14 protein-coding genes and 1 riboswitch are annotated in these 24,665 nt (G+C 64.7%); of the genes, 10 read left to right on the top strand and 4 right to left on the bottom strand.

Features of this window, described 5'->3' with window-relative positions; translation table 11 throughout:
- Nucleotides 1-9 precede the first annotated feature (9 nt).
- Nucleotides 10-9,300: a hemagglutinin repeat-containing protein gene (locus F9K07_RS19140; RefSeq protein WP_159594939.1), complete on the top strand. Its 9,291-nt coding sequence runs from the start codon at nucleotides 10-12 to the stop codon at nucleotides 9,298-9,300.
- Between the two features lie 33 nt (nucleotides 9,301-9,333).
- Here the strand turns inward: F9K07_RS19140 and F9K07_RS19135 are convergent, their stop codons facing one another.
- Nucleotides 9,334-9,936 (bottom strand): LuxR C-terminal-related transcriptional regulator, encoded by a 603-nt coding sequence (locus tag F9K07_RS19135; protein WP_159594938.1) that lies wholly within the window; start codon nucleotides 9,934-9,936, stop codon nucleotides 9,334-9,336.
- A gap of 69 nt (nucleotides 9,937-10,005) precedes the next feature.
- On the opposite strand from F9K07_RS19135, the gene F9K07_RS19130 reads away from it, so the two are divergent.
- The 3 genes from F9K07_RS19130 (at nucleotide 10,006) to F9K07_RS19120 (ending at nucleotide 12,123) form a co-directional block, all read left to right on the top strand.
- Nucleotides 10,006-10,713 (top strand): CoA transferase subunit A, encoded by a 708-nt coding sequence (locus F9K07_RS19130; RefSeq protein ID WP_159594937.1) that lies wholly within the window; start codon nucleotides 10,006-10,008, stop codon nucleotides 10,711-10,713.
- Between the two features lies 1 nt (nucleotide 10,714).
- Nucleotides 10,715-11,350, top strand: coding sequence for a 3-oxoacid CoA-transferase subunit B (locus tag F9K07_RS19125; RefSeq protein ID WP_159594936.1), 636 nt, complete (start codon nucleotides 10,715-10,717; stop codon nucleotides 11,348-11,350).
- Nucleotides 11,351-11,377: 27 nt separating this feature from the next.
- A riboswitch (yybP-ykoY riboswitch) is annotated at nucleotides 11,378-11,550 on the top strand.
- A 6-nt stretch (nucleotides 11,551-11,556) separates the two neighbouring features.
- Nucleotides 11,557-12,123: a TMEM165/GDT1 family protein gene (locus tag F9K07_RS19120; RefSeq protein WP_159594935.1), complete on the top strand. Its 567-nt coding sequence runs from the start codon at nucleotides 11,557-11,559 to the stop codon at nucleotides 12,121-12,123.
- Nucleotides 12,124-12,200: 77 nt separating this feature from the next.
- On the opposite strand, the gene F9K07_RS19115 is transcribed toward F9K07_RS19120, so the two are convergent.
- The gene (locus F9K07_RS19115) at nucleotides 12,201-12,674 is read right to left on the bottom strand and encodes an NYN domain-containing protein (protein ID WP_159594934.1); all 474 of its coding nucleotides are present in this window, start codon (nucleotides 12,672-12,674) and stop codon (nucleotides 12,201-12,203) included.
- Between the two features lie 422 nt (nucleotides 12,675-13,096).
- On the opposite strand from F9K07_RS19115, the gene F9K07_RS19110 reads away from it, so the two are divergent.
- The 4 genes from F9K07_RS19110 to F9K07_RS19095 all read left to right on the top strand — a co-directional run bounded on the left by F9K07_RS19110 (nucleotide 13,097) and on the right by F9K07_RS19095 (nucleotide 20,469).
- On the top strand, nucleotides 13,097-14,689 hold the full coding sequence (locus F9K07_RS19110; RefSeq protein WP_159594933.1) for a class I SAM-dependent DNA methyltransferase: 1,593 nt from the start codon (nucleotides 13,097-13,099) through the stop codon (nucleotides 14,687-14,689).
- Nucleotides 14,679-15,983, top strand: a complete 1,305-nt coding sequence (locus F9K07_RS19105; protein WP_159594932.1) for a restriction endonuclease subunit S — start codon at nucleotides 14,679-14,681, stop codon at nucleotides 15,981-15,983. Before F9K07_RS19110 ends, F9K07_RS19105 begins: the two co-directional genes overlap by 11 nt.
- A gap of 188 nt (nucleotides 15,984-16,171) precedes the next feature.
- Nucleotides 16,172-17,260 (top strand): PDDEXK nuclease domain-containing protein, encoded by a 1,089-nt coding sequence (locus tag F9K07_RS19100; protein ID WP_159594931.1) that lies wholly within the window; start codon nucleotides 16,172-16,174, stop codon nucleotides 17,258-17,260.
- Nucleotides 17,257-20,469, top strand: a complete 3,213-nt coding sequence (locus tag F9K07_RS19095; RefSeq protein ID WP_159594930.1) for a type I restriction endonuclease subunit R — start codon at nucleotides 17,257-17,259, stop codon at nucleotides 20,467-20,469. Before F9K07_RS19100 ends, F9K07_RS19095 begins: the two co-directional genes overlap by 4 nt.
- A gap of 99 nt (nucleotides 20,470-20,568) precedes the next feature.
- Here F9K07_RS19095 and F9K07_RS19090 read toward each other — a convergent pair whose 3' ends face one another.
- On the bottom strand, nucleotides 20,569-21,489 hold the full coding sequence (locus F9K07_RS19090) for a LysR family transcriptional regulator (RefSeq protein WP_159594929.1): 921 nt from the start codon (nucleotides 21,487-21,489) through the stop codon (nucleotides 20,569-20,571).
- 100 nt (nucleotides 21,490-21,589) lie between these two features.
- On the opposite strand from F9K07_RS19090, the gene F9K07_RS19085 reads away from it, so the two are divergent.
- Together F9K07_RS19085 and F9K07_RS19080 are read left to right on the top strand one after the other, a co-directional pair.
- The gene (locus F9K07_RS19085; RefSeq protein WP_159594928.1) at nucleotides 21,590-22,564 is read left to right on the top strand and encodes a Bug family tripartite tricarboxylate transporter substrate binding protein; all 975 of its coding nucleotides are present in this window, start codon (nucleotides 21,590-21,592) and stop codon (nucleotides 22,562-22,564) included.
- Between the two features lie 44 nt (nucleotides 22,565-22,608).
- Nucleotides 22,609-23,766: a M24 family metallopeptidase gene (locus F9K07_RS19080; RefSeq protein WP_159594927.1), complete on the top strand. Its 1,158-nt coding sequence runs from the start codon at nucleotides 22,609-22,611 to the stop codon at nucleotides 23,764-23,766.
- Nucleotides 23,767-23,768: 2 nt separating this feature from the next.
- Here F9K07_RS19080 and F9K07_RS19075 read toward each other — a convergent pair whose 3' ends face one another.
- Entirely contained in the window at nucleotides 23,769-24,095 is a 327-nt protein-coding gene (locus F9K07_RS19075; protein ID WP_159594926.1) for a winged helix-turn-helix transcriptional regulator, read from the bottom strand.
- Nucleotides 24,096-24,665 lie beyond the last annotated feature (570 nt).

The raw sequence follows: 24,665 nt of genomic DNA, 5'->3' as shown, positions 1-24,665 counted from the left end.
GAGACAGACATGACCAAGATCACCATGAAGGCCACGCTCAAGGCCGCGTTCACGGGCGCTGCAATGGGCATGATCCCGGTGCTGCATGTGAGCCACGCCCAGCAGGTGGTGGACCCGGCGGCCGCGGCGGCGAAGCAGTCCACGATCACGCAGTCGCTCAACGGCACGGCGGTGCAGAACATCGCCGCGCCCAACGCGGCCGGGCTTTCGCACAACCAGTTCAGCACCTTCAACGTGGACACAAAGGGCCTGGTGATCAACAACTCCAACATCAACGCGATCTCCAACATCGGTGGCGCGGTGGTGGCCAACCCCCATCTCGCCGGTGGCCAGGCCAGGCTGATCCTCAACGAAGTCACCAGCAACAACCGCTCCATCCTGCAAGGCACACAGGAACTGCTCGGTGGCCAGGCCGCCTACATCCTGGCCAACCCCAACGGCATCACGTGCGACGGTTGCGGCTTCATCAACTTCCCCCGCGCCACGCTCACCACCGGCACGCCGCTCTTCACCGGCGACAACCTCATGGGCTTTCGCATCGACGGCGGTGACGTGAGCATCGGCGCGGGTGGCCTCAACGCCACGGGCGTGGACTACTTCGACATCCTCACGCGCTCGGCGCAGGTCTATGGCCAGATCAACGCGAAGGACCTGTCGCTGCGCCTGGGCACCAACGACGTCGACTACGCGACGCTCGCGGCCACGGCGCGCACGCCCTCGGGCACCGCGCCGTCGTTTGCGCTGGACTCGTCGGCGCTGGGCGGCATGTACGCCGGGCGCATCTCGCTCATCGGCACCGAAGCCGGCCTGGGCGTGCGCATGCTGGGCAACGTGGCCGCTTCGGTGAGCGACGTCGAGCTCGACGTGAACGGCAAGATCTCCCTGAAGGACAACGTGGTGGGCGCGCAGCGCCACGTGACGCTGCGCTCCACACAGCTCGCCTCGGCCGCGGGCGATGAGATCGAACTCGACAACGTGCAGCTCGGTGCCATCGAACAGCTGCGTCTGGAAGGCGGAGATGTGCGCATCACCGGCGGCGCCGCCGTCGCGGGCTCGGATCTCACCGTGAGCGCGGGCAGCATGGTTCTGGCCTCGGGCGCGAAACTCATGGGCGAGGCCGATGGCGTCGGCCCCGCCGGCCGCACCGACGTGACCGTGACCGGCGCGCTCGAGTTGAACGGCGCCGCGTTGTTTGGCGGCGCGGACCTGAACGTGGTGGCCGGTTCGATCAGCGTGGACGCGGCGAGCAACGCGGGCGGCACTTTGGGCGTGCGCGGCACAGGCGCGGTGGATGTGAGCGCCACCCACATCACCAACGCCGGCCTGATCGCCAGCGACACGGCGATCACCGTGGACGCCAACACCGTCACCAACAGCGGCACGCTGCTGGGCCAGACCGGCGTCACGCTCACGGCGAACACGCTGAACAACAGCAAGCTGGTGGGGTCCGGGGCGTCCATGACGCTCAACGTGGCCGACCTCAACAACGTGTCCACCGCCACGAGCAAGGCCGAGCTGTACGCCGTGAACAACCTGAGCGTGCTGGGCAACCACACGTTGGACAACACCTCCACCGCGCAGCACACCGCATCCATCGTCGCGCGCGACGGCCTGTTGCGCATCGACTCGCGCAGCGGCGCGGCGGCCAGCCAGGCGGTGACCAACGCCGGCGGCCTGCTCTTCGGCGGCACCGGCGTGAACGTGCTGGTCTCGCGGCTCTTCGACAACAAACGGCACGCCGGCAAGCGCGCCACCACCTTCGCCAACACCGGCAACGTGCTCCTGGGCGCGAACAACGCGTCGGAGGTGAGCAGCGCGGCGCAGGACATCACCATCGCCAATACCGACTCGGACATCGAAGCGCGCATCGGCAACGTCGACATCTTCACCAGTTACTTGCGCAAGACCACCAGCAACGTGCCAGTGGTGAGCAACGGTACCGCGCAAAACCAGTACGGTAGTTACGACCACGACAACAATCCTGCCACGCCGAACATCAGCATCGAGAGCGACTGCGGAACGAACGACGACCACTTCGACAGAAATGAGGTCGGCAAGGTGTGCGCTCAGTGGGTCAAGACCACCTCGCAGACCCTCAGCAGTCCCGACACCTCACCTCGGGGACGCATCATCGCGGGCAATGACTTCTCGGCCTGGATCGAGACGGAAGCCCTCAACTACATCAGCCTGATCTCGGCCGGCCGCAACGTCACCCTCAACGGCACCGGCACGTTCTTCAACCGTGCCGTCGAGTTGCGCCACGACAAGGATGCGCTTGTCTACCGGTATGAGAAGGGTGGCCTTTCGGTCGTTGGCAGTGATTCCTTCTGGGAATCCAACGGCAGCTGGTACAAGAAGAAATTCGTCGACATCTCGCCGGGCACGCTGACCCACTACACCGTGGGCATGGCCTCCACGGTGCAGGCGGGCGGCACCATCGCCGTCAACGTGACGCGCCTGGAAAACCAGAGCGGCGAGCGCGGCGAAACCCCCAGCGCGACCATCGTGCCGGGCACGGCTCCCGCCAGCGGTTCTCCCACGGGCGGCACCATCGGCAGCCTCACGGGCAGCCCCTTCTTTGTGCCCAGCAGCAACCCGACCTCGCCGTTCCTGTTCGAGACCGATCCACGCCTCATGAGCCTGGAAGGCTTGTACGGCTCGGACCTGTTCCTCAACAGCCTGGGCCTGGATCCGACGGACTACCTGCGTGTGGGCGACCCGTACTTCGAACAGCAACTGATTCGCCAGCAACTGCTGGCCCAAGCCGGCCAGTTGTTTGTGGCCAATGGTTTGGCCAGCGAAAACGACCAGTTCAAATTCCTGATGGAAAACGGCATTGCCGCCCAGGGCGATCTGCAGTTGCGTGTGGGCGTGGCCCTCACGGCCGAGCAGATCGCGAACCTGCAGAAGGACATCGTGTGGATGGTCGAGACCGAGGTCAACGGCAAGAAGGCCCTGGTGCCCCAGTTGTACCTGTCGGACGCGACCAAGGCCAGCCTGGCCCAGGGTGCGCGCTTCGTCGCGTCCAACATCGACATCAAGACCGAAGGCGCGTTCGTCAACAGCGGTGCCTTCGTGGCGTCGAACGACCTCAAGGTCGACGCCGGCACCACCTTCACCAACACCGGTGGCACGCTGGTGGCGGCCAACGGCCTGAACATCCAGGCCGTGGGCGACATCCTCAACCAGAGCGGCACCATCCGCGGTGGTGATGTGTCGGTGGTGTCCACCGAAGGTTCGATCATCAACGAAACGCTGACCGCGACGCAGACGTTTGGCGACATGGGCAATGTCACCCACCTCGGGCCGACCGCGACCATCGAATCGACGGGCACGCTCAAGCTGGACGCGAAAAACGACATCGTCTCGCGCGGAGGCGAGATCAACGCCGGTGGCGACGCCTCGCTCAACGCGGGGCGCGACATCACTTTCACGACGGTCGAGAAGGAGACCTTCACGTCCACGCACGAAGTCTCGAAATCGGGTGGGCACACCACGGTGACCACCACGCGCGAGAACGTCACCAGCCAGGTCGGCTCGGGTCTGAACGTGGGCGGCAACCTGAACGCCAAGGCCGGCAACGACATCAACATCATCGGCAGCTCGGTCGATGTGGCCGGTGGTGGCAGCCTGGATGCCGGCAACGACATCCACATCGCGGCCGCGGCCGAGAACCGCAAGACGGAGACCTCGACCTCGACCAAGAGCTGGAACAGCAGTTACTCGCAGGACACCACCATCGACCACACCACGGGCAAGGCCTCGACGGTGAACTTCGGTGGCGACCTGACCATTGCCTCGGGCCAAGACACGAACATCGTCGGCTCGCAGCTGGCCGTGGGGGGCGACCTGAACGTCGACCGCATCGGCGGCGATCTCAACGTGACCACGTTCGAAGAAAAGCTGGACGTCACGCAAACCACCAAGACCAGCAGTGTCTTTGGGGGGCAGGCCAAGGCCGATGCCGGCAAGAACATCGCCGCCAGCGAAGTCTCGGCCTCCGGCACGCTGTTCAGCCGCAGCACCGAAACCACGACCATTGACGCCACGTCGCACCTGCGCTCGGGCATCTCGGTGGGCGGCAACCTGAACGCCGGCCCAGGCGCGATCGCAGGCGACATCAACATCACCGGCTCCAACATCGCCACCGGTGGCGACATGAACCTGCACGCCGGTGGTGACATCAACGTGCTGGCTGCCAACGACTCGGCCACGGTCACGACCACGCGTTCAAGCTCCTCGTTCGGTGTCACGGCCAATGCCTCGGTGGGCGGTGCCGGCGTGTCGCTCAACTTCCAGAACGAAACGAGCGAGAACACGGCCACGCAGACCACGGCGCAGGTCTCGGGTCTGAGCGCGGGCGGCAACATCAACATCGACGCCGCTGGCAATTTCCGCGAGCAGGGCACCCAGGTGGCCGCCGGGGGAGACATCAGCGTCGCGGCCCAAACCATCACCAGCGAAGCTGCGGCAAACACCACCACCGAGAGCGGCAGCTCCCGCACGGTGAGCGTGGGCCTGGGCGTCACCGCCGAGACCGGCCTGGACGGCTTGGTCTCCAGCTTCATCAACCCGGCCAACAACAAACCCGGCTTCGACATGGCGCAGGCCAGCCAGAGCATCAACGCGCTCAGCATGCCCGACCCGGGCCAGGTGAAGGCAGAGCTCACGGTGACGGTGACGAACAAGAGCAACACCGGCAGCGGCTCGCAGGCCATTGCCTCTGGCTTCAGCAGCGGTGGCAACGTGTCGTTCACGGCGCGCGATGGAGATGCCACCTTCCACGGCACCAACGTGGACGCGGCCGGCAACATCGACGTGACCGCCGACAAGGGCGCGATCAACATCCTCACCGCCGACAGCTATACAACGGCCACGCAGAACACCTCGGAGACCAGCGTGAGCGTGGGCGTGTCCGGTGACGGAACCATCTCCGCGTCCGGCTCGGGCGAGCGTTCCACTGAAACGGACAGCAGCACCTCGCAGCAGGCCGCCGCGTTCAGGGCCGGTGGCGACATGAACCTCAGCGCACGCGATGACGTGACTCTGCGTGGCACCGAGATCGAAGCGGGCGGGACCGCCTCGGTGGAATCGCGCGAAGGCGGGATCAAGTTCGAGGCCGCTCAGGACACCACCACCTCGTCCAGCTACGAAATGTCGGCACACGCCAGCGTATCGGTCAACGTGGTGGAGAAGTCGGGCAGCGTGGGCGGCGGTGGCGGCGAGATGAGCACCTCCGAAACCAGCACCACGGGCAAGGCGGGCTCCATCAACGCGGGCAACATCGTGCTCAAGTCGAAGGACGACATCACGCTGGTGGGCACGAATCTCACCGCGCAGGAGTCGGCCACGCTCGAGTCGCGCGAAGGCCAGGTCGACTTCCAGGCCGTGCAGGACACGCACACGCGCACCAAAGACGGTTGGTCGATGGATGTGAGCATCGAAGCCGGCAAGAGCGGTGGCGGTGTGGAGGCCAGCGGCAGCCGCACCGACGAGTTCGAGAGCAGCACCACCCGCACCGGCGGTTCGCTCACGGCGAAGAATCTCACCATCAACGCCGGCTCGGGTGTGCGCCTGGAGGGCACGCAGGTGAATGTGGCCGAGAACGCGAGCATCGACACGGGGACCGGCGCGCTCACCATCGAAGCGGCGGTGAGCACGAGCGAGAAGCGCATCAACAACACCGAAGTGGGTGTGGCCCTCTCGGCTGACACGAAGGAAAAGAGCGGCCAGGGCAGCGTGAAGGCGCAAGGCGAGCGCACCACCGAGAACAAGGTGAGCAACAACAACGCGGTGCTCAACATTGGCGGCACGGCCGACATCCAGGCGGCGGGTGGCATCGACATCAAAGGCAAGGACGTTGCCGGGGTCGAGAGCGTCATCGTGGCGGGCGCGACGAACCTCAACGGCGCCAACGTGAACATCACGCAGCTGTCTGATGTGGACGAATCCTCGTCCACCAAATTCGGCGTGAGCGTGGGTGTGATCGTGCCGAGCAAGAAGACGCGCGACATGGTGGCCGACAAGGCGCGCAGCGTGCGCGACAGCGACACCGTGGCCGCCGTGCGCAACAAGGCGACCGACGTGAGCACGTCAGCGAAGAACGCCCTGGACTCCGATCCCGCCAGCGTCGCCCGGCGCACCGAGGCGGCCGAAGACCGCAAGCTCACGCGCAACCAGACGCAGGCCGATCGCGCCAATACCCAGAGGGACTCGGGCATCAAGTCGGACTTGTCGAAGAAAGACCAGAAGGCCGACTTCGATCGCCAGACGCAGAACGACGCGGCCGCGCGTGAACGCGATCAGGCCCTGGCCGGCATCGACACCACCAAGTCGCAAGCCGATCAGGACAAGGACCGCGCCGCGATCGAGAAGCGCTTCGAAGACACGAAGAAGACCAACGACCGCACCGCCGAGGACACCAAGCTGCAGAACGCGGCCGAAGCGGCCGACCAGCGCAAGAATGCGGCCGACGAGATCCAGACCCGCCGCAAGCAGGCCGAGGACGAGGCCACGCAGCGCAAGGTCGACGCACTGCAAAAGGCGGGAGACACGGCAGGCGTGGACCGCGTGAAAGCCGAAAGCGATCAGCGCAAGGCCAACGTGGACGCGGACACCCAGCAAGCCAAGAAGGACGCCGACGCGCAGAAGCAGCTCGCCGACAAGGACCGCCAGGCCAACCAGGAAGCCGATACCGCGCGCGAGCAAGCGCGCCGGGACCAGTTGGCCGCCGATGCCGCCGCCGATGCCGATCCCAACAAGACCGACGCCGAGAAGCAGCAAGCCAAACAAGCCAACGCCGACACGGCCCAGCAGAAAATCGACCAGGCGCAGACGAAGCTGGACGACGACAAGCGCACCAACTCCCGGAACGAGGAAGACACGCGCCTGGCCAACCGCAAGGAGCAGGAGCAGGCGAAGATCGCGGCCGAAGAAGCCAAGAACAAGAAGCTGGCCGCAGACGCCCACAACCGCGACAAGGCCGCCGCCGACGCCGCGCAAACCGCGGCCAAGGACGCGGCGCGGGACAAGCTCGCCGCCGACAACCAGGCGGCGGACGGCAAGCTGCAGGCCGCGAAGGACGCGGCCGATACCACGCTCAACACCGAGAAGCAGAAGATCGCCGACGACCTGAGACAGGCGCAGAACAATGCCGACGCACAGCGCGACGATGCGGTGCGCGCCGCCGAGGCCGCGCGCGACGCGAGCAAACAGGACGCCGATACCCTGCGCGATACCGAACTGGCAAGGGTCGATGCGGACAGCAGTCTGAGCCAGACGCAGAAGGACGCTGCGCGCCAGAAAGCGCAGGACGAGCATGCGCAGCGCGTGGCCGCAGCCGACACCACGCTCAACCAGGCCAAGACGGACGCCGATACCGCGCGCGACAGCGACCGCACGAGCGCCGAAGAGACGGCGAACACCAAGCGCCAGGCCGAAGAAGCCACCGCCACACAGGCCAAAAACGACGCCCAGGCTGAGTACCAGCAGGAAGCCGATACCGCCCGCGACGCGCATGCCCAGGCGGTGCAGAAAGCGGACGCCGACCGTCAAAAATTGGACGACACCAAAACGGCCGCCGAAACCAAGGCCACCCGGGACGCGGACATCCAGCGCGAGAACGCGACCCTGGCGGACAAGGAGCGCACGGACCTGACCCGCGCCGACCGCAAAGCCGAAGACGCCCGCCGTGCGGCCGAGCAGGACAGCGCGCTGAGCGATCAGCAGCGTGCGGACAAACTGAAGGACGTGGCCTACACGCAAGCCATGGAGCGCGAGGCGGCTGCGGTCGACCGCGCGAACGCGATCGACGCGGCGCAGATGGCGCGCGATCGAGACAGCGAGGCGGCCGAGCGTGCGGCGATCGATTCCCGAGATCCGCAGAAGCAAGCGAAGGAGCAAGCGATCACCGACAAGTACGCCGAGCGCACCGCCGAGCGCGAGCGCGTGCGCGACGAGGTCCGCGATGCCGATCGGGAGCAGCGCCAGAACGGCGAGAAAAGGGCCGATCTGGACCGCGACCGCCGCACCGTCGAGATCGGCGAGAAGACCGCGCACGACGCGGCCATGGCCGCCGAGGACGCCGCCGTCACAGCAGGCACGAAAACGCAGGAGCAAGCCGATCAGAAGAAGCGCGAACTGGAGGCCGATTCGAAGACCCGACAGGCGGAGAACCAGCGCGTCGCCGATGACGCCAAGTTCGCGCACGACGCCGAACTGGCCAGGAAGGCGGCCGACAAGGCCAAGGCGCGCGAGACCGCCGAAGCCCACAAGCTGACCGACCCGGTGGCCAAGCAGAAGGCGCTTGACGCGGCCAACGCCCGTCACACGGCCGAGACGCAGAAGGCCAACGACCGACTCGCGGCGCAGCAGAAAGACGCCCAGGCCACGGCCGACGAAGCCAAGGCGCTGGCCGCGCGCGAGAAGCGCGATGCGGACATCGACGCCGACACCGCGCTGGACGACAAGGCAAAAGCGGCCAGAAAGAAGGAGAGCGAGAACACCTTCCTCACCGCGCAGAAGACCGCGCAGAAGTCGCACGACGAAGCGGCCAAGGCGATGGAGAAGCTCATGACGCCGGCCGAGAAGGCTGCCGCTGCGAAGGCGGCCAAGGCGGCCGAGAACGAGGGTGCGCGCGTCAAGAACCCCTATGCCTTGAGCACGCGGGCCAAGCAAACCCTGAAAAAGGTCGAGCGCTGGAAAGAGGCGCTGACCTCGTTCGGCGCGCACGGCACCAGTCAGTTGCCGCTCGAAGACGAGGAAGAGCCAGCACCGGCGCCAATGGACACGCTGGTGCGCCTGGCGGGTCAGTTCCCGATCGCCGATCGGGCCAACGCCATGAGCTTGCTGCGCGAGCCCGAGGTGCAGGCGGCAGCAGCCATCACCGCCGCGGTGCAGGCTCTGCGCGACGAGGCGCGCGAGACGCTGCTGAAGGAACTCGCGATGGAGTTCACCGGCAAGGAACTCGGCGTGCTGACGGTGGCGCAGCAGCGCCAGGCCCTGGACAAGCTGGGCCTGGCGGTGCCGGCAGACATGCCGTCGGCCGATGTCACGCGCCTCTTCCAGGCGCAGCTGGACCGCACCTGCGACAGCCTGCAGCCCGACAACGAGCAGATGCGCGACATCCTCGCTTCGATGGGCAAGACCTTCGAAGACGACATGCCCGACCTCGCCAACGAGGTGCAGAAGGCCTACGACAAGGTGCTGAGCGATGGCCAGAACAAGGCCCGCGAACAGGCCAAGGGCAAGGGCATGTCGACCGCCCAGGTCGATGGTCTGGTGGGGCAGTTCGCGCCCTGAGCGTGAAGCGGTTGATGCTGCCGCGCGGTAGCGTCAGCCCGCCAGCAGGCGGTGCACCAGATCGGGCGTGCTGTGCGCCTGGTACTTGCGCATCAGCCGCGCGCGGTAGATCTCCACCGTGCGGTGGCTGATATCCAGCGCCTTGCCGATCTGCTTGCTGGTCAACCCGTCCATGAGAAAAGCCGCCACTTCGCGCTCGCGCGGGGTGAGTTCGGCCTTGACCGCACGTGTCGCGCTCAGGTCTTCGAAACCCCAGATGCCTTCGGCGTGCGGCGCGTCCAGCCGCAGCGCACGTCCGGTCACGTGGCACCAGAAGGTCTCGCCCGCCAGCGGACCCGCCACGCGCTTCATGATGCGGTTGTCTGCATAGGTGCCTTTGCGCCCCAGCAGAGGCACCAGCCGCGCGCCGGTGCGCTCGTATTCGTCTGCGCTCGGGTACAGCAGCTGAAAGCTCTGACCCACCAACTGCTCGCGCGTGGCGCCGAACATTTCGCACATGACCTGGTTGCAGTCGACCATGATGCGCTGGCGCGAGAGCACAAGCCCGACGGGCGCCAGCTCGAAGGCCAGGCGGTAATCGATGTCGAGCGGCAGGGTGACCGTGGCGTCCTGGTGCGACGGCTTGGGGTTAGGCATTACGAAATACTACGTATGTGGCTACGTAGTATCGTAGCGGCTTCCACGTGACCACCAGGAGACGCCGACGTGAACAAGATTTACCCGAGCGCGGCCGAAGCCCTCAAGGGCCTCGTCGCCAATGACCAGTTGCTCGCCGTCGGAGGCTTTGGCCTCTGCGGCATTCCCGAAGCCCTGATCGACGCGCTGCGCGACAGCGGCGTGAAGAACCTCACCGTGATCTCCAACAACGCCGGCGTGGACGGCTTCGGCCTGGGCAAGCTGCTGGAGACGCGCCAGATCAGCAAGATGATTTCGAGCTACGTGGGCGAGAACAAGGAGTTCGAGCGCCAGTACCTCGCCGGGGAATTGCAACTGGAGTTCACGCCGCAGGGCACGCTGGCCGAGAAACTGCGCGCCGGTGGCGCCGGCATTCCGGCCTTCTTCACCAAGACCGGCGTGGGTACGCTGGTGGCCGAGGGCAAGGAACTGCGCGAGTTCGACGGCGAAACCTACGTCATGGAGCGCTCGCTGGTGCCCGAGGTTTCGTTGGTGAAGGCATTTCGCGCCGACAAGGCCGGCAACCTGCAGTTCCGCCTGACCGCGCGCAACTTCAACCCGGCCGTGGCCGTGGCCGGCAAGATCTGCGTGGTGGAAGTGGAAGAGATCGTCGAGACCGGAGCCATGCACCCCGACGAAATCCACCTGCCCGGCATCTACGTGCACCGCATCGTGCACAACCCGAACCCCGAGAAGCGCATCGAGAAGCGCACCATCACCGACAAAGCTGGAGCCTGACATGCCTTGGACCCAAGACCAGATGGCCGCACGCGCGGCGCAAGAACTCGAAGACGGCTTCTACGTGAACCTGGGCATCGGCATCCCGACGCTGGTGGCCAACCACACCGGTGACAAGGAAGTGTGGCTGCAGAGCGAGAACGGCATGCTCGGCATCGGCCCATTCCCCACCGAAGACCAGGTCGATGCCGACCTGATCAACGCCGGCAAGCAGACCGTGACCACGCTGCCCGGCACCGCCATCTTCGGCAGCCACGACAGCTTCGCCATGATCCGTGGCGGCAAGATCAACCTCTCCATCCTGGGCGCGATGCAGGTGAGCGAGAAGGGTGATCTGGCCAACTGGATGATCCCGGGCAAGATGGTCAAGGGCATGGGCGGCGCGATGGACCTGGTGGCCGGCGTCAAGCGCGTGATCGTGCTCATGGAACACGTAGCAAAAAAGAAGGACGGCACCGAAGACCTGAAGATCCTGCCCGCCTGCACGCTGCCGCTGACCGGCGTGGGCGTGGTCCACCGCATCATCACCGACCTGGGCGTGATGGACGTGACCCCCCAAGGCTTGAAGCTGGTGGAGATGGCGCCGGGCGTGACGCGCGAGTTCATCCAGTCCAAGACCGGCGTCACGCTGATCTGATTTTTTGGGCGGGTATACTCCCGGCCTTCACCCGTCATTGGGGAGTAGCCGCTCGGCACCTGCCGAGGTCTGCGTCAACACACTTGGCTCCCACGGCCATGGCGCAGACAGCCTCCAGCCTGGCAAGACCTTTGACCACACTGCCTCCGGTTGGGCCGGGGATGCCGTGTGGTCTTCTGGTTTCTGCTGGCCCTCGGAGTTTTGTCTTGGACGCCTTTCTCATCTCCACCGGTATCGTCGCGCTCGCTGAAATGGGCGACAAGACGCAGTTGCTCTCGCTCGTGCTGGCCGCGCGCTTCAAGCGGCCCTGGCCCATTGTCTGGGGCATTCTCGCGGCCACCTTGCTCAACCATGCCCTGGCTGGCGCGGCGGGCGCGTGGATCATGGCCGCCGTGGGGCCCAACGCCATGCGCTGGGTGCTCGGCGTCTCCTTCATCGCCATGGCGGGGTGGATGCTGATTCCCGACAAACTGGACGACGACGAGGCCGTGCCCAAGCGGCAGATGGGTGTTTTCTTCGCCACCACCTGGGCCTTCTTCCTGGCCGAGATGGGCGACAAGACGCAGATTGCCACCATTGCGCTGGGCGCGCAGTACGAGCCCCTGGTGGCGGTGGTCCTTGGCACCACCTTCGGCATGATGCTGGCGAACGCCCCGGTGGTGTTCTTCGGCGACGCGATCACGCGCAAGGTGCCGATCAAGATCGTGCACAGCGTGGCGGCGTTGATCTTTGCGGTGCTGGGGGTGCTGGCGTTGGCGGGGGTTGGGGTTTGAAGAGAGCCCCTGCGGATTTGCGAAACGGGGAAGGTGATGGGGTTGCTCAAGGGCTCCTATGAGAGCGCTACTGCGGCTTAAGCGCTCCCGTGAGAGCGTTTGGCCAAACCCAACCCATCTGTGTAAATGAAGCTGCTGCACGCCATCACGAAACCCCGTGGCGTCTGCCGCTCGCCAAAACCGTAGACCCGCACACCCTCTTGCCGCAGGCGCAGGGCCAGGTGTGTGAGATCGCTGTCGGAGGACACGAGGCACACGCCGTCGAAATGGCCGGTGTGCACGAGGTCCATGGCATTCAGGCACAGCGCGATGTCGGCCGCGTTCTTGCCCTTGGCGTACGAGACCACCTGCATCGCCTCGATGGCGTTTTCGTAGAGGACGTTGCGGTAGTCGCGCATCTTGGCCAGCGACCAGTCGGCATACGCGCGCTTGACGAGCAAGGTGCCGTAGCAGGCGGCGCGCTGGAGGATGGCGCGGAGGTTGAGGTGACGGACGTTCTCCGCATCGATCAACACGGCGAGTTTCTGTTGCTTGTGCGCCAGCTTGGGCATGTGGCTTTCTCCCTGGTTCGTTGTTCGTGGAACAACCGCCGCCACGTGACAGAGTGGCGGCGGCCCGAACGGGGTGAGAACCGGGAATCCCCTTGCGAAGAACCGGTAGGCCTCGCGGCCTCCCGTCCAGGCCGCCAAAAAGCGAGCATGAACGAGGAAGGCCGCTGTCCAAGCGGTGTGTACAGCGGCCTTCAGGCCGCAAAGGGATTCCGGGCTCTCACACCCGACTCACCTTTTACGTGAGCGGGGCGACTTTACCTCAATGCATCGAAAGCATTCAAGGTGTTTAGAAAGAATTCGCAAACGTCCCCTGCATGCCCCATGCGTGCTGAGGTTCCCCCTTGGAACGGCGCCCTATGCAGCAGAATACGTGCGGCCTGCCCATGCCGGTACGCCTTTCCCCATCCGCGACACAGCTCCTCATGCTCGACGACATCAAGAAAACCTTGTGGGCCACGGCCGACAAACTCCGCGCCAACGTGGACGCCGCCGAATACAAGCACCTGGTGCTGGGCCTGATCTTCCTGAAGTACATCAGCGACACCTTCACCGCGCGGCGCGCCGAGATCGAGGCACGCCTCAAGGACCCGAACGACGACTACCACTTTGCGGGTGCCACGCCCGAAGACCTGCAGGCCGAGCTGGACGACCGCGATTACTACAAAGCCGCGAATGTGTTCTGGGTGCCCGAGGGCGCGCGCTGGGAGTCGATCCGCGACATGGCCAAGAGCCCGCAGATCGGCAAGTTCATCGACAACGCGCTGACGATCATCGAAGCCGAGAACGCCAAGCTCAAAGGCATTCTGGACAAGCGCTACGCACGCACCCAATTGCCCGACGGCAAGCTCGGCGAGCTGGTGGACCTGATCTCCACCATCGGCTTCGGCGAAACGGCCAACGCCGCGCGCGACGTGCTGGGGCAGGTCTATGAATATTTCCTGGGCCTGTTCGCCAATGCCGAGGGCAAACGCGGTGGGCAGTTCTACACGCCCGCGAGCATCGTCAAGACCTTGGTGGCCGTGCTCGCGCCGCACAAGGGGCAGGTGTACGACCCGTGTTGTGGGTCGGGCGGCATGTTCGTGCAGAGCGAGAAGTTCATCGAATCGCACGGCGGCAAGCTGGGCGATGTGTCCATCTACGGGCAGGAAGCCAACCCCACCACCTGGCGCCTGGCGGCGATGAACCTCGCCATTCGCGGGATCGATTTCAACCTGGGCCGCGAGCCCGCCGACACCTTCACGCAGAACCAGCACAAGGATCTGCGAGCCGACTTCGTGCTGGCCAATCCGCCTTTCAACATCAGCGACTGGTGGCACGGCAGCCTGGAGGGCGACCCGCGCTGGGTGTACGGCGATCCGCCCAAGGGCAACGCCAACACCGCGTGGTTGCAGCACATGCTGCACCACCTCAAACCCACCGGGCGCGCGGGCATCGTGCTGGCCAACGGCAGCATGAGTTCGAGCCAGAACAACGAAGGCGTGATCCGTGCTGCGATGGTGGATGCGGACGTGGTGGAGGCGATGGTGGCGCTGCCGGGCCAGCTGTTCTTCAACACGCAGATTCCGGCTTGCCTGTGGTTCCTGGCGAAGCAGAAGAAGCAACGCCAAGGCGAGGTGTTGTTCATCGACGCGCGCAAGCTCGGCAAGATGATCAGTCGGGTGCAGGCCGAGCTGGACGATGAGGCCATTGCCCGCATCGCCAACACGGTAGCCGCCTGGCGAGGTGAATTACCCCCTCTCCCGCTGGCGGGAGAGGGCGGGGGTGAGGGCTCCCCGATCCCGTATGCCGACATCCCAGGCTTCTGCCGCAGCGTGTCCCTGGCAGAGATCGCCCAACACGGCCACGTGCTGACCCCAGGCCGTTACGTGGGCGCCGAAGCCGTGGAAGACGACGACGAAGCCTTTGCCGAGAAGATGCAGAAACTCACCGAGCAGTTGGGGGAGCAGATGGCGAAGGGGGCGGAGTTGGATGCGTTGATTCGGGTGAAGTTGGGGGGGCTTGGGTATGAGTTTTGAGACCAAACTCCTGGCTGAGCTGGCAGCGCCAACGAAGAACGCGATTGTCGGTGGTCCATTCGGCTCCAATTTGGTTTCAAAGGACTACGCTGAGCGAGGTGTGCCGGTAATTCGTGGGCAGAACATGGGAGGTCGGTGGGTAGGTGGCGAGTTCGTTTACGTTTCACCAAGTAAGGCTGAGGCACTTGGCGCGAACAAAGCCAGGCCAGGTGATCTTGTGTTTACTCAACGAGGCACTCTAGGGCAGGTGGCATTGGTGCCACGTAACCCATTTGCCGAATACATCGTCAGTCAGAGTCAGATGAAAGTCACCGTTGATCCAACGAAGGCCGATGTTGAGTATCTCTACTATGTTTTCTGTTCGCAGGACCAGCTTGACTACATTCGCAGCACATCAATCCAGACGGGAGTGCCCCACACAAATTTGGGGATCTTGAAGAAGACGCCTGTACCGGTTCCGCCTTTGTCGATTCAGAAGCAGATCGCCGCCATCCTTGGATCTCTTGACGACCGAATCACGCTCCTGCGCGAAACCAACGCCACGCTCGAAGCCATCGCCCAGGCGCTGTTCAAATCCTGGTTCGTCGATTTCGACCCCGTGCGCGCCAAGGTCGAGGGCCGCGTGCCCGAAGGCATGGACGAAGCCACGGCGGCCCTGTTTCCTGAAGAATTTGGTACGTCAGAACTGGGGATGTTGCCGAAGGGTTGGCGTGTTACGACCGTGGGCGACTCTTTCATTCTCACGATGGGTCAATCGCCACCCGGGGATACCTACAACAACGAAGGCGACGGCTTGCCGTTCTATCAGGGGAGGACGGATTTTGGTTTCCGCTTTCCAACAAAACGCGTTTTCTGCAATGCTCCAACGCGCATTGCTGAGGAAGGAGATACGCTGGTGAGCGTTCGCGCCCCTGTCGGTGATGTCAATATGGCAATTGAGAGGAGTTGCATTGGCCGAGGCGTTTCCTCCCTTAGGCATCCGAACGGCTACCGGAGTTTTACGTTCTATGCGGTTCGGGGGCTAGGTGAGCGATTCAAGACATTTGATTCTGAAGGGACGGTTTTTGGATCGATCAATAAAAAGGACTTTCAGTCACTACCTGTGGTCGATCCAGGGGAGGAACTGCTCTGCGCGTACGAAGACCTTTCTCATCCTATCGATCAGCGGATAGTCGAAAACGAGGAGCAATGCAGAACACTGGCCACCCTCCGCGACACCCTTCTCCCCCGCCTAATCTCCGGCCAACTCCGCCCGCCAGAAGCACAAGCCCTGGTCGAGGCGACAGCGCAATGACCGCCCCCAGAAAGCGAAAGGCCCCGATGAACCCACCGAGGCTATGACGCCAACCAGGAACCCCCAATCCACTTGGGGCGCGAGCTTAGCCCGAACGCCGACACGGTTGAACGCCCAGTTGGGAGATCAAGGGATTTCCTGACTCGCGCCCGCTAGTATTCAGACAAGCCGCTTGGAGACGCCCGCCCATGATCGCCGCCAGCCAGACACCGCCGCCCTTGCCGGAAGGCTATGCCGACTGGCTGGCCCAGCTCAAAAGCCAGATCGCCCAGGCCCGGCATCGTGCGTCGTTGGCGGTCAACGCCGAGCTGGTGCTGTTGTACGGACGCATCGGGCATGAGATTCTCCAGCGTCAGCAGGCGCAAGGCTGGGGCGCCAAGGTAATCGACCGATTGGCCCGCGACCTGAAAGACAGCTTTCCCGATATGCGCGGCTGGTCGTCGAGCAACCTCAAGTACATGCGGTTTTTCGCCGAGCATTGCCCGGACGGCCAATTTGGTCAGCAGCCTGCTGACCAATTGCCGTGGTTCCACATCGTCACGCTGTTGACCCAGCTCAGCAGCGCCACCGAGCGCGAGTGGTACGCGGTGCAGACGGTGCAGCACGGCTGGTCGCGCGCCACGCTGGCCCAACACATCAAGAACCGGCTCCACCAGCGCCAGGGCGGGGCGGTGACCAACTTCCAGGCCCGTCTGCCCGGACCCGATTCGGCACTCGCGCACGACACCCTCAAAGACCCTTACCTGTTCGACTTTCTGGGCCTGGGCGACGACGCGCAGGAGCGTGAGATCGAGAGCGGCCTGATCCGCCACATCACCCGCTTCCTGCTCGAACTGGGCGCGGGCTTTGCCTTTGTGGGCCGGCAGTTTCGGCTGGAAGTGGCCGGCGATGAGTTCTTCATCGACCTGCTTTTCTATCACACGCGTTTGAAGTGTTACGTGGTGGTGGAGCTCAAGGCCACCGCCTTCAAACCGGAGCACGCCGGGCAGCTCAACTTTTACCTGGCAGCGGTCGATGCACAGGTGAAGGCTCCCGACGACAAGCCCACCATTGGCCTGCTGTTGTGCCGCCAGCAAAACCGGCTGGTGGCCGAATACGCGCTCTCGGGCATCGACAAACCCATTGGCGTGGCCGAGTACCAACTGCTGCGCGACCTGCCGCAGCGGCTGGAGAAAAGCCTGCCCAGCATTGCCGAGATCGAGGCCGAGCTGGCGGGCGACGTGACCGCGCCCAAGGCACCGCACCCGCCAGACGAACAAGAAGACCAACCGACATGACCGAAGACCAACTGGAACAGGAAGCGCTGAGCTGGCTCGTCGAACTGGGCTACACCCACCGCTTCGGCCCTGACATTGCCCACGATGGCACCGACCCGCAGCGGGCGAACTACCGCCAGGTGTTGTTGCCGTTCCAGTTGCGCGAGGCGATCGCGCGGTTGAACCCCGAGATTCCCGTGGCCGCCCGCGAAGACGCCCTGCAGCGTGTGATGGACCTGGGCATCCCCGCGCAGCTCACGGCCAACCGTGCCTTCCACAAGCTGCTGGTGAATGGCGTGCCGGTGCAGTACCAGAAAGACGGCGAAACCGTGGGCGACTTCGTGCGGCTGGTCGACTGGAGCGACCCGGCGCGCAATGTGTTCTGGGCGGTGAACCAGTTCACCATCAAAGGGCCCCACCATACACGGCGGCCGGACATCGTGTTGTTCGTCAACGGCCTGCCTCTGGTGTTGATCGAAATCAAGAACCCGGCCGACCTGCACGCCGATCTCTGGAAGGCCTACGACCAGATCCAGACCTACAAGGAACAGGTGCCCGACGTGTTCCAGTACAACGAGGTGCTGGTGATCTCGGACGGCAGCGACGCGCGCCTCGGTTCTCTCTCGGCGAACGCCGAGCGCTTCTTGCAGTGGCGCACCATCGATGGCGTGGCGCTGGACCCGCTGGGCGGGTTTCAGGAGCTGCAGACCTTGCTGCGGGGCTTGATGGACCCGAAGGTGCTGCTGGACTACCTGCGCTATTTCGTGCTGTTCGAGGACGATGGCCAACTGGTCAAGAAGATCGCGGGCTACCACCAGTTCCACGCGGTGCGCGCCGCCATCGAGCAGGTGGTGGCCGCCTCCCGAACCGACAGCGATGCGGGCCTGCGCGGCAAGGGCGGGGTGGTGTGGCACACGCAGGGCAGCGGCAAGAGCATCACCATGACCTGCTTTGCCGCGCGGGTGATGCAGGAGCCCGCCATGGCCAACCCGACCATCGTGGTGATCACCGACCGCAATGACCTCGATGGCCAGCTATTCGGCGTGTTCAGCCTCGCGCAAGACCTGTTGCGCGAACAGCCGGTGCAGGCGTCCACCCGGCAGGAGCTGCGCCGCTTGCTGGGCAACCGGCCTTCGGGTGGCATCGTCTTCGCCACCATCCAGAAATTCATGCCGGGCGAGGACGAGGACATGTTTCCCGTGCTCTCCGATCGGCACAACATCGTGGTCATCGCCGACGAAGCGCACCGCACCCAGTACGGCTTCGAGGCCAAACTCAAGACCCGAAAGACAGGCGCGGCACGGCCTTCTGCGGCGCTCACCACCAGCGACGGTGAACACACCTCGCAGGCGTTGACAGCCGAGTTCGCACCACCCGAATACACGACCAGCTACCAGGTGGGTTACGCGCAGCACCTGCGCGACGCCTTGCCCAAAGCCACCTTCGTGGCCTTCACCGGAACGCCCGTGAGCAGCACCGACCGCGACACACGGGCTGTGTTTGGCGACTACATCCATGTCTATGACATGCAGCAGGCCAAGGAAGACGGCGCCACGGTCGCCATCTACTACGAGAGCCGCCTAGCGAAACTTCGGCTCAAGGATGAGGCCTTGCCGGTGATCGATGACGAGGTGGACGAACTGGCCGAGGACGAAGAGGAGGGCGCGCAGGCCCGGCTCAAGTCCCGCTGGGCCGCGCTGGAGAAAGTGGTGGGTGCCGAGCCCCGTGTGGCCAGCGTGGCGGCCGATCTGGTGGCGCACTTCGAGGAGCGCAACAAGGCGCAAGAAGGCAAGGCCATGGTGGTGACCATGAGCCGGGACATCTGTGTGCATCTGTACGACGCCATCGTGCAATTGCGGCCCGAATGGCACGACCCCGACCCAGAGAAAGGCGTCATCAAGATCGTGATGACCGGCAGCGCCAGCGACAAGGCGCTGCTGCGCCCGCACATCTACAGCGGTCAAACCAAGAAGCGGCTGGAGAAACGCTTCAAGGACCCGGCCGACCCGCTGCGGCTGGTGATCGTGCGCGACATGTGGCTCACCGGCTTCGACGCCCCTTGCGTGCACACCATGTACGTGGACAAGCCCATGAAGGGGCACAACCTGATGCAGGCCATCGCGCGGGTGAACCGCGTCTTCAAGGACAAGCAAGGCGGCCTGGTGGTGGACTACATCGGCATCGGCAACGAGCTGAAGGCGGCGATGAAGGAGTACACGGCGAGCCAGGGCCGTGGCAAACCCACGGTGGACGCGCATGAGGCGCTGGCCGTGATGCTGGAGAAACTCGACCTGCTACAGGCTATGCTGCATGGCTTCGATTACACCGGCTTCAAGACGGGTGGACACAAAGTCTTGGCAGGCGCCGCAGACCACGTGCTGGGCATCGTGCCGCAGGGCAATGACGCGAAGCGCGACGGCAAAAAGCGTTTTGCCGATACGGCGCTGGCCATGAGTAAGGCGTTCAGCCTGTGCTGCACGTTGGACGAGGCCAAGGCGGTGCGCGAAGAAGTGGCGTTCTTGCAGGCGGTGAAGGTGCTGCTGACCAAGCGAGACACCACCCAGCAGAAGCGCACCGATGCCCAGCGCGACGCGGCCATTCGCCAGATCATCGGCCAGGCGGTCGTCAGCGATGCGGTGGTCGACATCTTTGATGCCGTGGGGCTTGAGAAGCCCAACATCGGTTTGCTGGACGAAGCGTTCCTGGCCCAGGTGAAGAGCCTGCCGGAACGCAACTTGGCGGTCGAGCTGCTGGAACGCTTGCTGGAGGGCGAGATCAAGAGCAAGTTCGCCAGCAATGTGGTGCAGCAACGTAAATTTTCAGATCTGCTGGCGGGCGTGATCACCCGGTACCAGAACCGGAGCATCGAGACGGCGCAGGTGATGGAAGAGCTGGTCGACATGGCCCGGAAGTTCCGCGAGGCCATCAACCGGGGCGAACAGCTGGGGCTGTCTGAAGACGAGGTGCGGTTCTACTACGCACTCATCGACAACGAGTCGGCGGTGCGGGAACTGGCCGATGAGACTCTGAAGAAGATCGCGCACGAACTCACCGAGAACTTGCGGCAGAACGTCTCTGTGGACTGGGCGAAGCGCGAGAGTGTGCGGGCCACGTTGAGGTTGATGGTCAAGCGCATTCTGCGCAAATACAAGTACCCGCCCGACATGCAGGACGCCGCAGTGGATCTGGTGCTGCAACAAGCGGAAGCGCTGGCCGAAAGTTGGCAGTGACAAGATCGAACTTCGCGCTGCCTTGCGGGTATCGGCGTAGTTCAAATGAAAGCCCGCTTTCATTGCGGTGCGTCGCAATAAAGCCGGCTTTAATTTGAATCAAACCACCACCTGCCCATGCGCCGCCAGCACCAGCCGGCGCAGAATGCGCGCCACCTCGCGCGAGGCGCGGCTCAAGGGGTGGTGGGTGGTGGTCTGCATCACCACGTAGCGCGGCAGGCGCGGCTCCACGATCCGGCGGCTGGCGAACAGATGGTCGATGCCGGCCTGGCGCACCGAGTGCTGGCTCCACAGGAGGTAGCAGCGCTCGCGGGAAATGAGCGCGCGTTGCGCTTCGATCGAATCGGCCTCCAGCACCACGTTGAGCCGGATGCCCACGCGCCGCGCCACGTCTTCCATGCGCACCCGCAAGCCGTTGGGCGCAGCGGGCAGCACCAGCGGCACCGAGGCCAGTTCGCGAAACGGCATGAGTTCCTCGCCGCTGCCAATGGCCGGGTTGCCGACCACCACCATGTCCGATACCGCCAGCACTTCCTGGCCGTCCCGGCTGGGCTTGCGGTAGCGCGTGACCAGCGCGATGTCGACCCGGCCGCTGGCCAGCCAGTCTTCGTGCTGTACGCTGAAACTCTCCAGCAGGCGCAGCACCACACCCGGAAAACGCCGGCGCACTTCCTCGAAGAGATCGGGCGCCACGTCGCGCATGTACGCGGTGAGCAGCGCCACCGTGACCACGCCGGTGGGCGCACGCGCCTGGTCTCGGATGTCGTCGGCGAACTGGTCCGCTCCGTCGACCAGGGCGCGGGCACGCGCCAGCGCCTGTTCGCCGACTTCGGTGAGTTGCACGCCCCGGCCCGTGCGGTGGAACAGGGAGGTCTGCAGGTTCTCTTCCAGCGCACGCAGCGAGCGGCTCACCGACGGCTGGCTCAGGCCCACGGCCAGCGCCGTCTGGGAAATACTGCCGAGTTCGGCCACTTTGAGAAACAGCCGCAGCGAGTCGAGATCGGGCGAAGATGAGGTCATGCGCGTAGCGTATATCAGCTAAAGGCAGGCCGTCTTGGTGAATCCCGCGCCGGGTTTTATGGTCTCGCTTCCCGATGACTTTCCATAAAGAAGGAGACGCATGAAACGCCGTTCGATCTGTGCCTTGCCGCTGCTCACGCTCGCCAGCCTGATGCCCCTGGCCGCCAGCGCCAGTGACTTTCCGAGCAAACCCATTCGCATCGTCGTGCCCTATGCGGCCGGTGGCACCACCGACATGCTGGCGCGCGTGGTGGGCAAGCACATTGGCGACCACACGGGCCAGCCGGTGCTGGTGGAAAACCGCCCCGGCGCCAACGGCATGCTCGGATCGGCCATGGTGGCCAAAGCGCCCGCCGACGGCTACACCATCGGCATCGCCACGCCCGGCAACCACGCGGCCAATGCCAGCCTGTACAAGGACGTGCCTTACGACACGGTGAAGGATTTCGCCGGGGTGTCGCTCGCGGTGAACGCGCCCATGGTGCTGGTGGCCCACCCCAGCCTGGGTGTGAAGACGGTGGCCGAACTGATCGCCAAGGCCAAGGCCGCGCCGAACACCATCGTCTACGCCTCCGGCGGCAGTGGCTCATCGATGCACCTGGCCATGGAGTCGTTCGCGCGCATGGCCGGTATTCGCATGAACCACATTCCGTACAAGGGTTCGGGCAACTCCTATGTGGACTTGCTGGCCGGCCGCGTCACGCTGCTGATGGACATCATTCCGCAAGCCCTGCCGCGCGTGCGCGCGGGTGAGCTGATCGCGCTGGGCGCGGCCAGCCCGCAGCGCCTGCCCGAGCTGCCGAACGTGCCCACCATCGACGAGGCCGGCGTCAAGGGCTACACGGCGGGCTCGTGGTACGGCTTCGTCGGCCCCGCCGGCATTCCCGAGGCGACGATGGCGCGGTTGAACCGCCTCATCGTCAATGCCCTGCGCGACCCCGAGATCACCCGCAAGCTGCAGGAAGCAGGCCTGCAGATCGTGGCCGGTTCGCCCCAGCACTTTCAGCGCTTCATCGAGGCCGAGGTGAAGAAGTCGGCCGAGATCATCCGCGCGGCCAACATCCAACCCGATTGAGCCGGACTCTTCCTCTTTCTCTCCCAGTTTCTCTCTCGTTCAACATGATTCCCAACTTCGCTCCCATCGATTTCGCGGCCCGCCGCGCCCGCGTGGCCCAGTCCGTCAAGGCCGCCGGTTTCGACGCCTACGTCGGCACCCGCCAGGCCGCTCTGCATTACTTCAGTGGCAGCTTCATGCCCTGGCGCGGCGCCGTGATCATCACGGCCAACGGCGACTGCAAGTTCGTCTATTGGGCATGGGACGCCAGCCGCGTGCGAGAGGAGGGCCACGGGCTCGATCTGGAGAGTTTCACCTTCTCGGACTTCGTCAAGACCATCGGCCAACGGCTGCAGGCGCTTGGCCTGGCGCAGGGCCGCATTGGCATCGACCTGTCGCACCCGGGCGCCGCGCAGGTGGCGCCGGGCATGTTGACCGCGAGCGAATACCTGGAGCTGCGCGATGAGCTGCCGGGGGCGCGCATCGAGAACGGCGTGCACCTCATCGACGACGTCATGCTGATCAAGGAACCCCAGGAAATCGAGCGCCTGCGCTTTGCCGCGGGCGTGGCCGACGTCGGCTTCGAGGCCGGGCGCGCGGCGGTGAAACCCGGTGTGACGGAGAACGCGGTGGCGGGTGCGATCGAGAAGGCCATCCGCGACCACGGCAGCACCTGGGCCTGGGCCATCACCGGCGGCACCGAAGTGGGCTCCGGCGTGCGCACGGGGTACCTGCACGGTGTGACGCAACAGGCGACGGAAAAGACGATTCAGCAGAACGAGTTCGTCATCCTCGACCTGCACCCGATGATCGATCTCTACCTGGCCGACTCGTCCATCCCCGTGTTCATTGGCAAACCGGATGCGCAGCAGCGCAAGCTGATCGATTGCTGGGAGGAGGTTGTGTCGACCATGATCGACCACATGCGCCCGGGCGAACCGATTCCGGAGGTGGTGAAAAAGGGCCTGGCGGTGTTCGAGCGCCACGGCCTGAGCGGGTACTGCCTGCCCACCTTCGGCCACGGCCTGGGCACCTGCGCGCGCACGCGCCCCTTCATCAACCTGCGCAGCGAAGACGTGGTGCAGACCGGCATGGTGATGGCGCTGGGCACGCACTTGTACATGCCCCAGGTGGGCGGGATGCGGCTGGAGTTTCCGCTGCTGGTCAACGAGCGAGGCGGCGAGGCCTTGATGAAGACGCCGCCGCGGGTGCACTTCGTGTAGCGCTAGGGCGGCGGGGCGCCGTTGGCGGTGCGTACTTGCTGGTGGTTCCACTTGCCGGCGAAGTGCTGGACATCCACCATGCGCCGCGCCAGATCGGCGCCCAAGGCGGTGAGCCGGTACCCGTTCCCGTCGTGTTCCACCAGCCGGGCGGCGCGCAATTCCTTGATGCGGGTGTTCAGGGTGTTGGGTGTCACCCCGCCCACACTGTCCTGCAGCAGCCGGAAGGTTTGGGGATGGCCATCGCTCAGCGCCCAGATCACGCGCATGGCGTAACGGGACTCGAGCAGATCGAACAGCTGCATCACGGCGGCGTTGTCCTTGGCACTCATTAGAGGTCTCCTGGAGCAGCCTGTTTCAGACATTTCCACTATAGGCAGGAAATGTATGCCGTAAGCGTTCGGACTTACCCGCATTGCGGTGTGTGGAGGGGCCGCAGAAGATGTGATGCTGTGGTCACCATGGCCGAGGTTGTCTGGCGTTTTTTGGGTGTTTTCTCTTTCGTGGCGAGCCGGGTCTCGGCCCGGCGGCCGAGCTACCTTTCTTTGCTTCGCCAAAGAAAGGTAGCCCAAAGAAAGGCGAGCCGAAGACCGGGCCCCTTCGGGGTTCCTTGCGCTGCTCGGTGTGCGGGGAGAAGTTCGCAAACTCGCCCGCTGTGCGGACTCAAACACGCGAACTTCTTTTTCCCCGCACCCCTGCGCTGCTCAGCCCGGCCCGACGGCGGAAAACGGGATCGGGGTCACCCTCACCCCAACCCTCTCCCACAAGCGGGAGAGGGGGCAAAGCCCTTTCTCCGGCGCGCGTGCCTTGATCCAGAGACACCAAGGGACGGCTGCGCCGGCCCAAGGTGTCGTCCCCTCTCGAAGCGCCGAAGGCGCGCCACAGAGGGGGGAAGCCGCGCA

This window comes from Hydrogenophaga sp. BPS33, assembly GCF_009859475.1.
Taxonomy (GTDB): Bacteria; Pseudomonadota; Gammaproteobacteria; order Burkholderiales; family Burkholderiaceae_C; genus Hydrogenophaga.
Note: the sequence above shows the minus strand (reverse complement) of the source record. Positions and strands in the feature narration are given on the sequence as shown.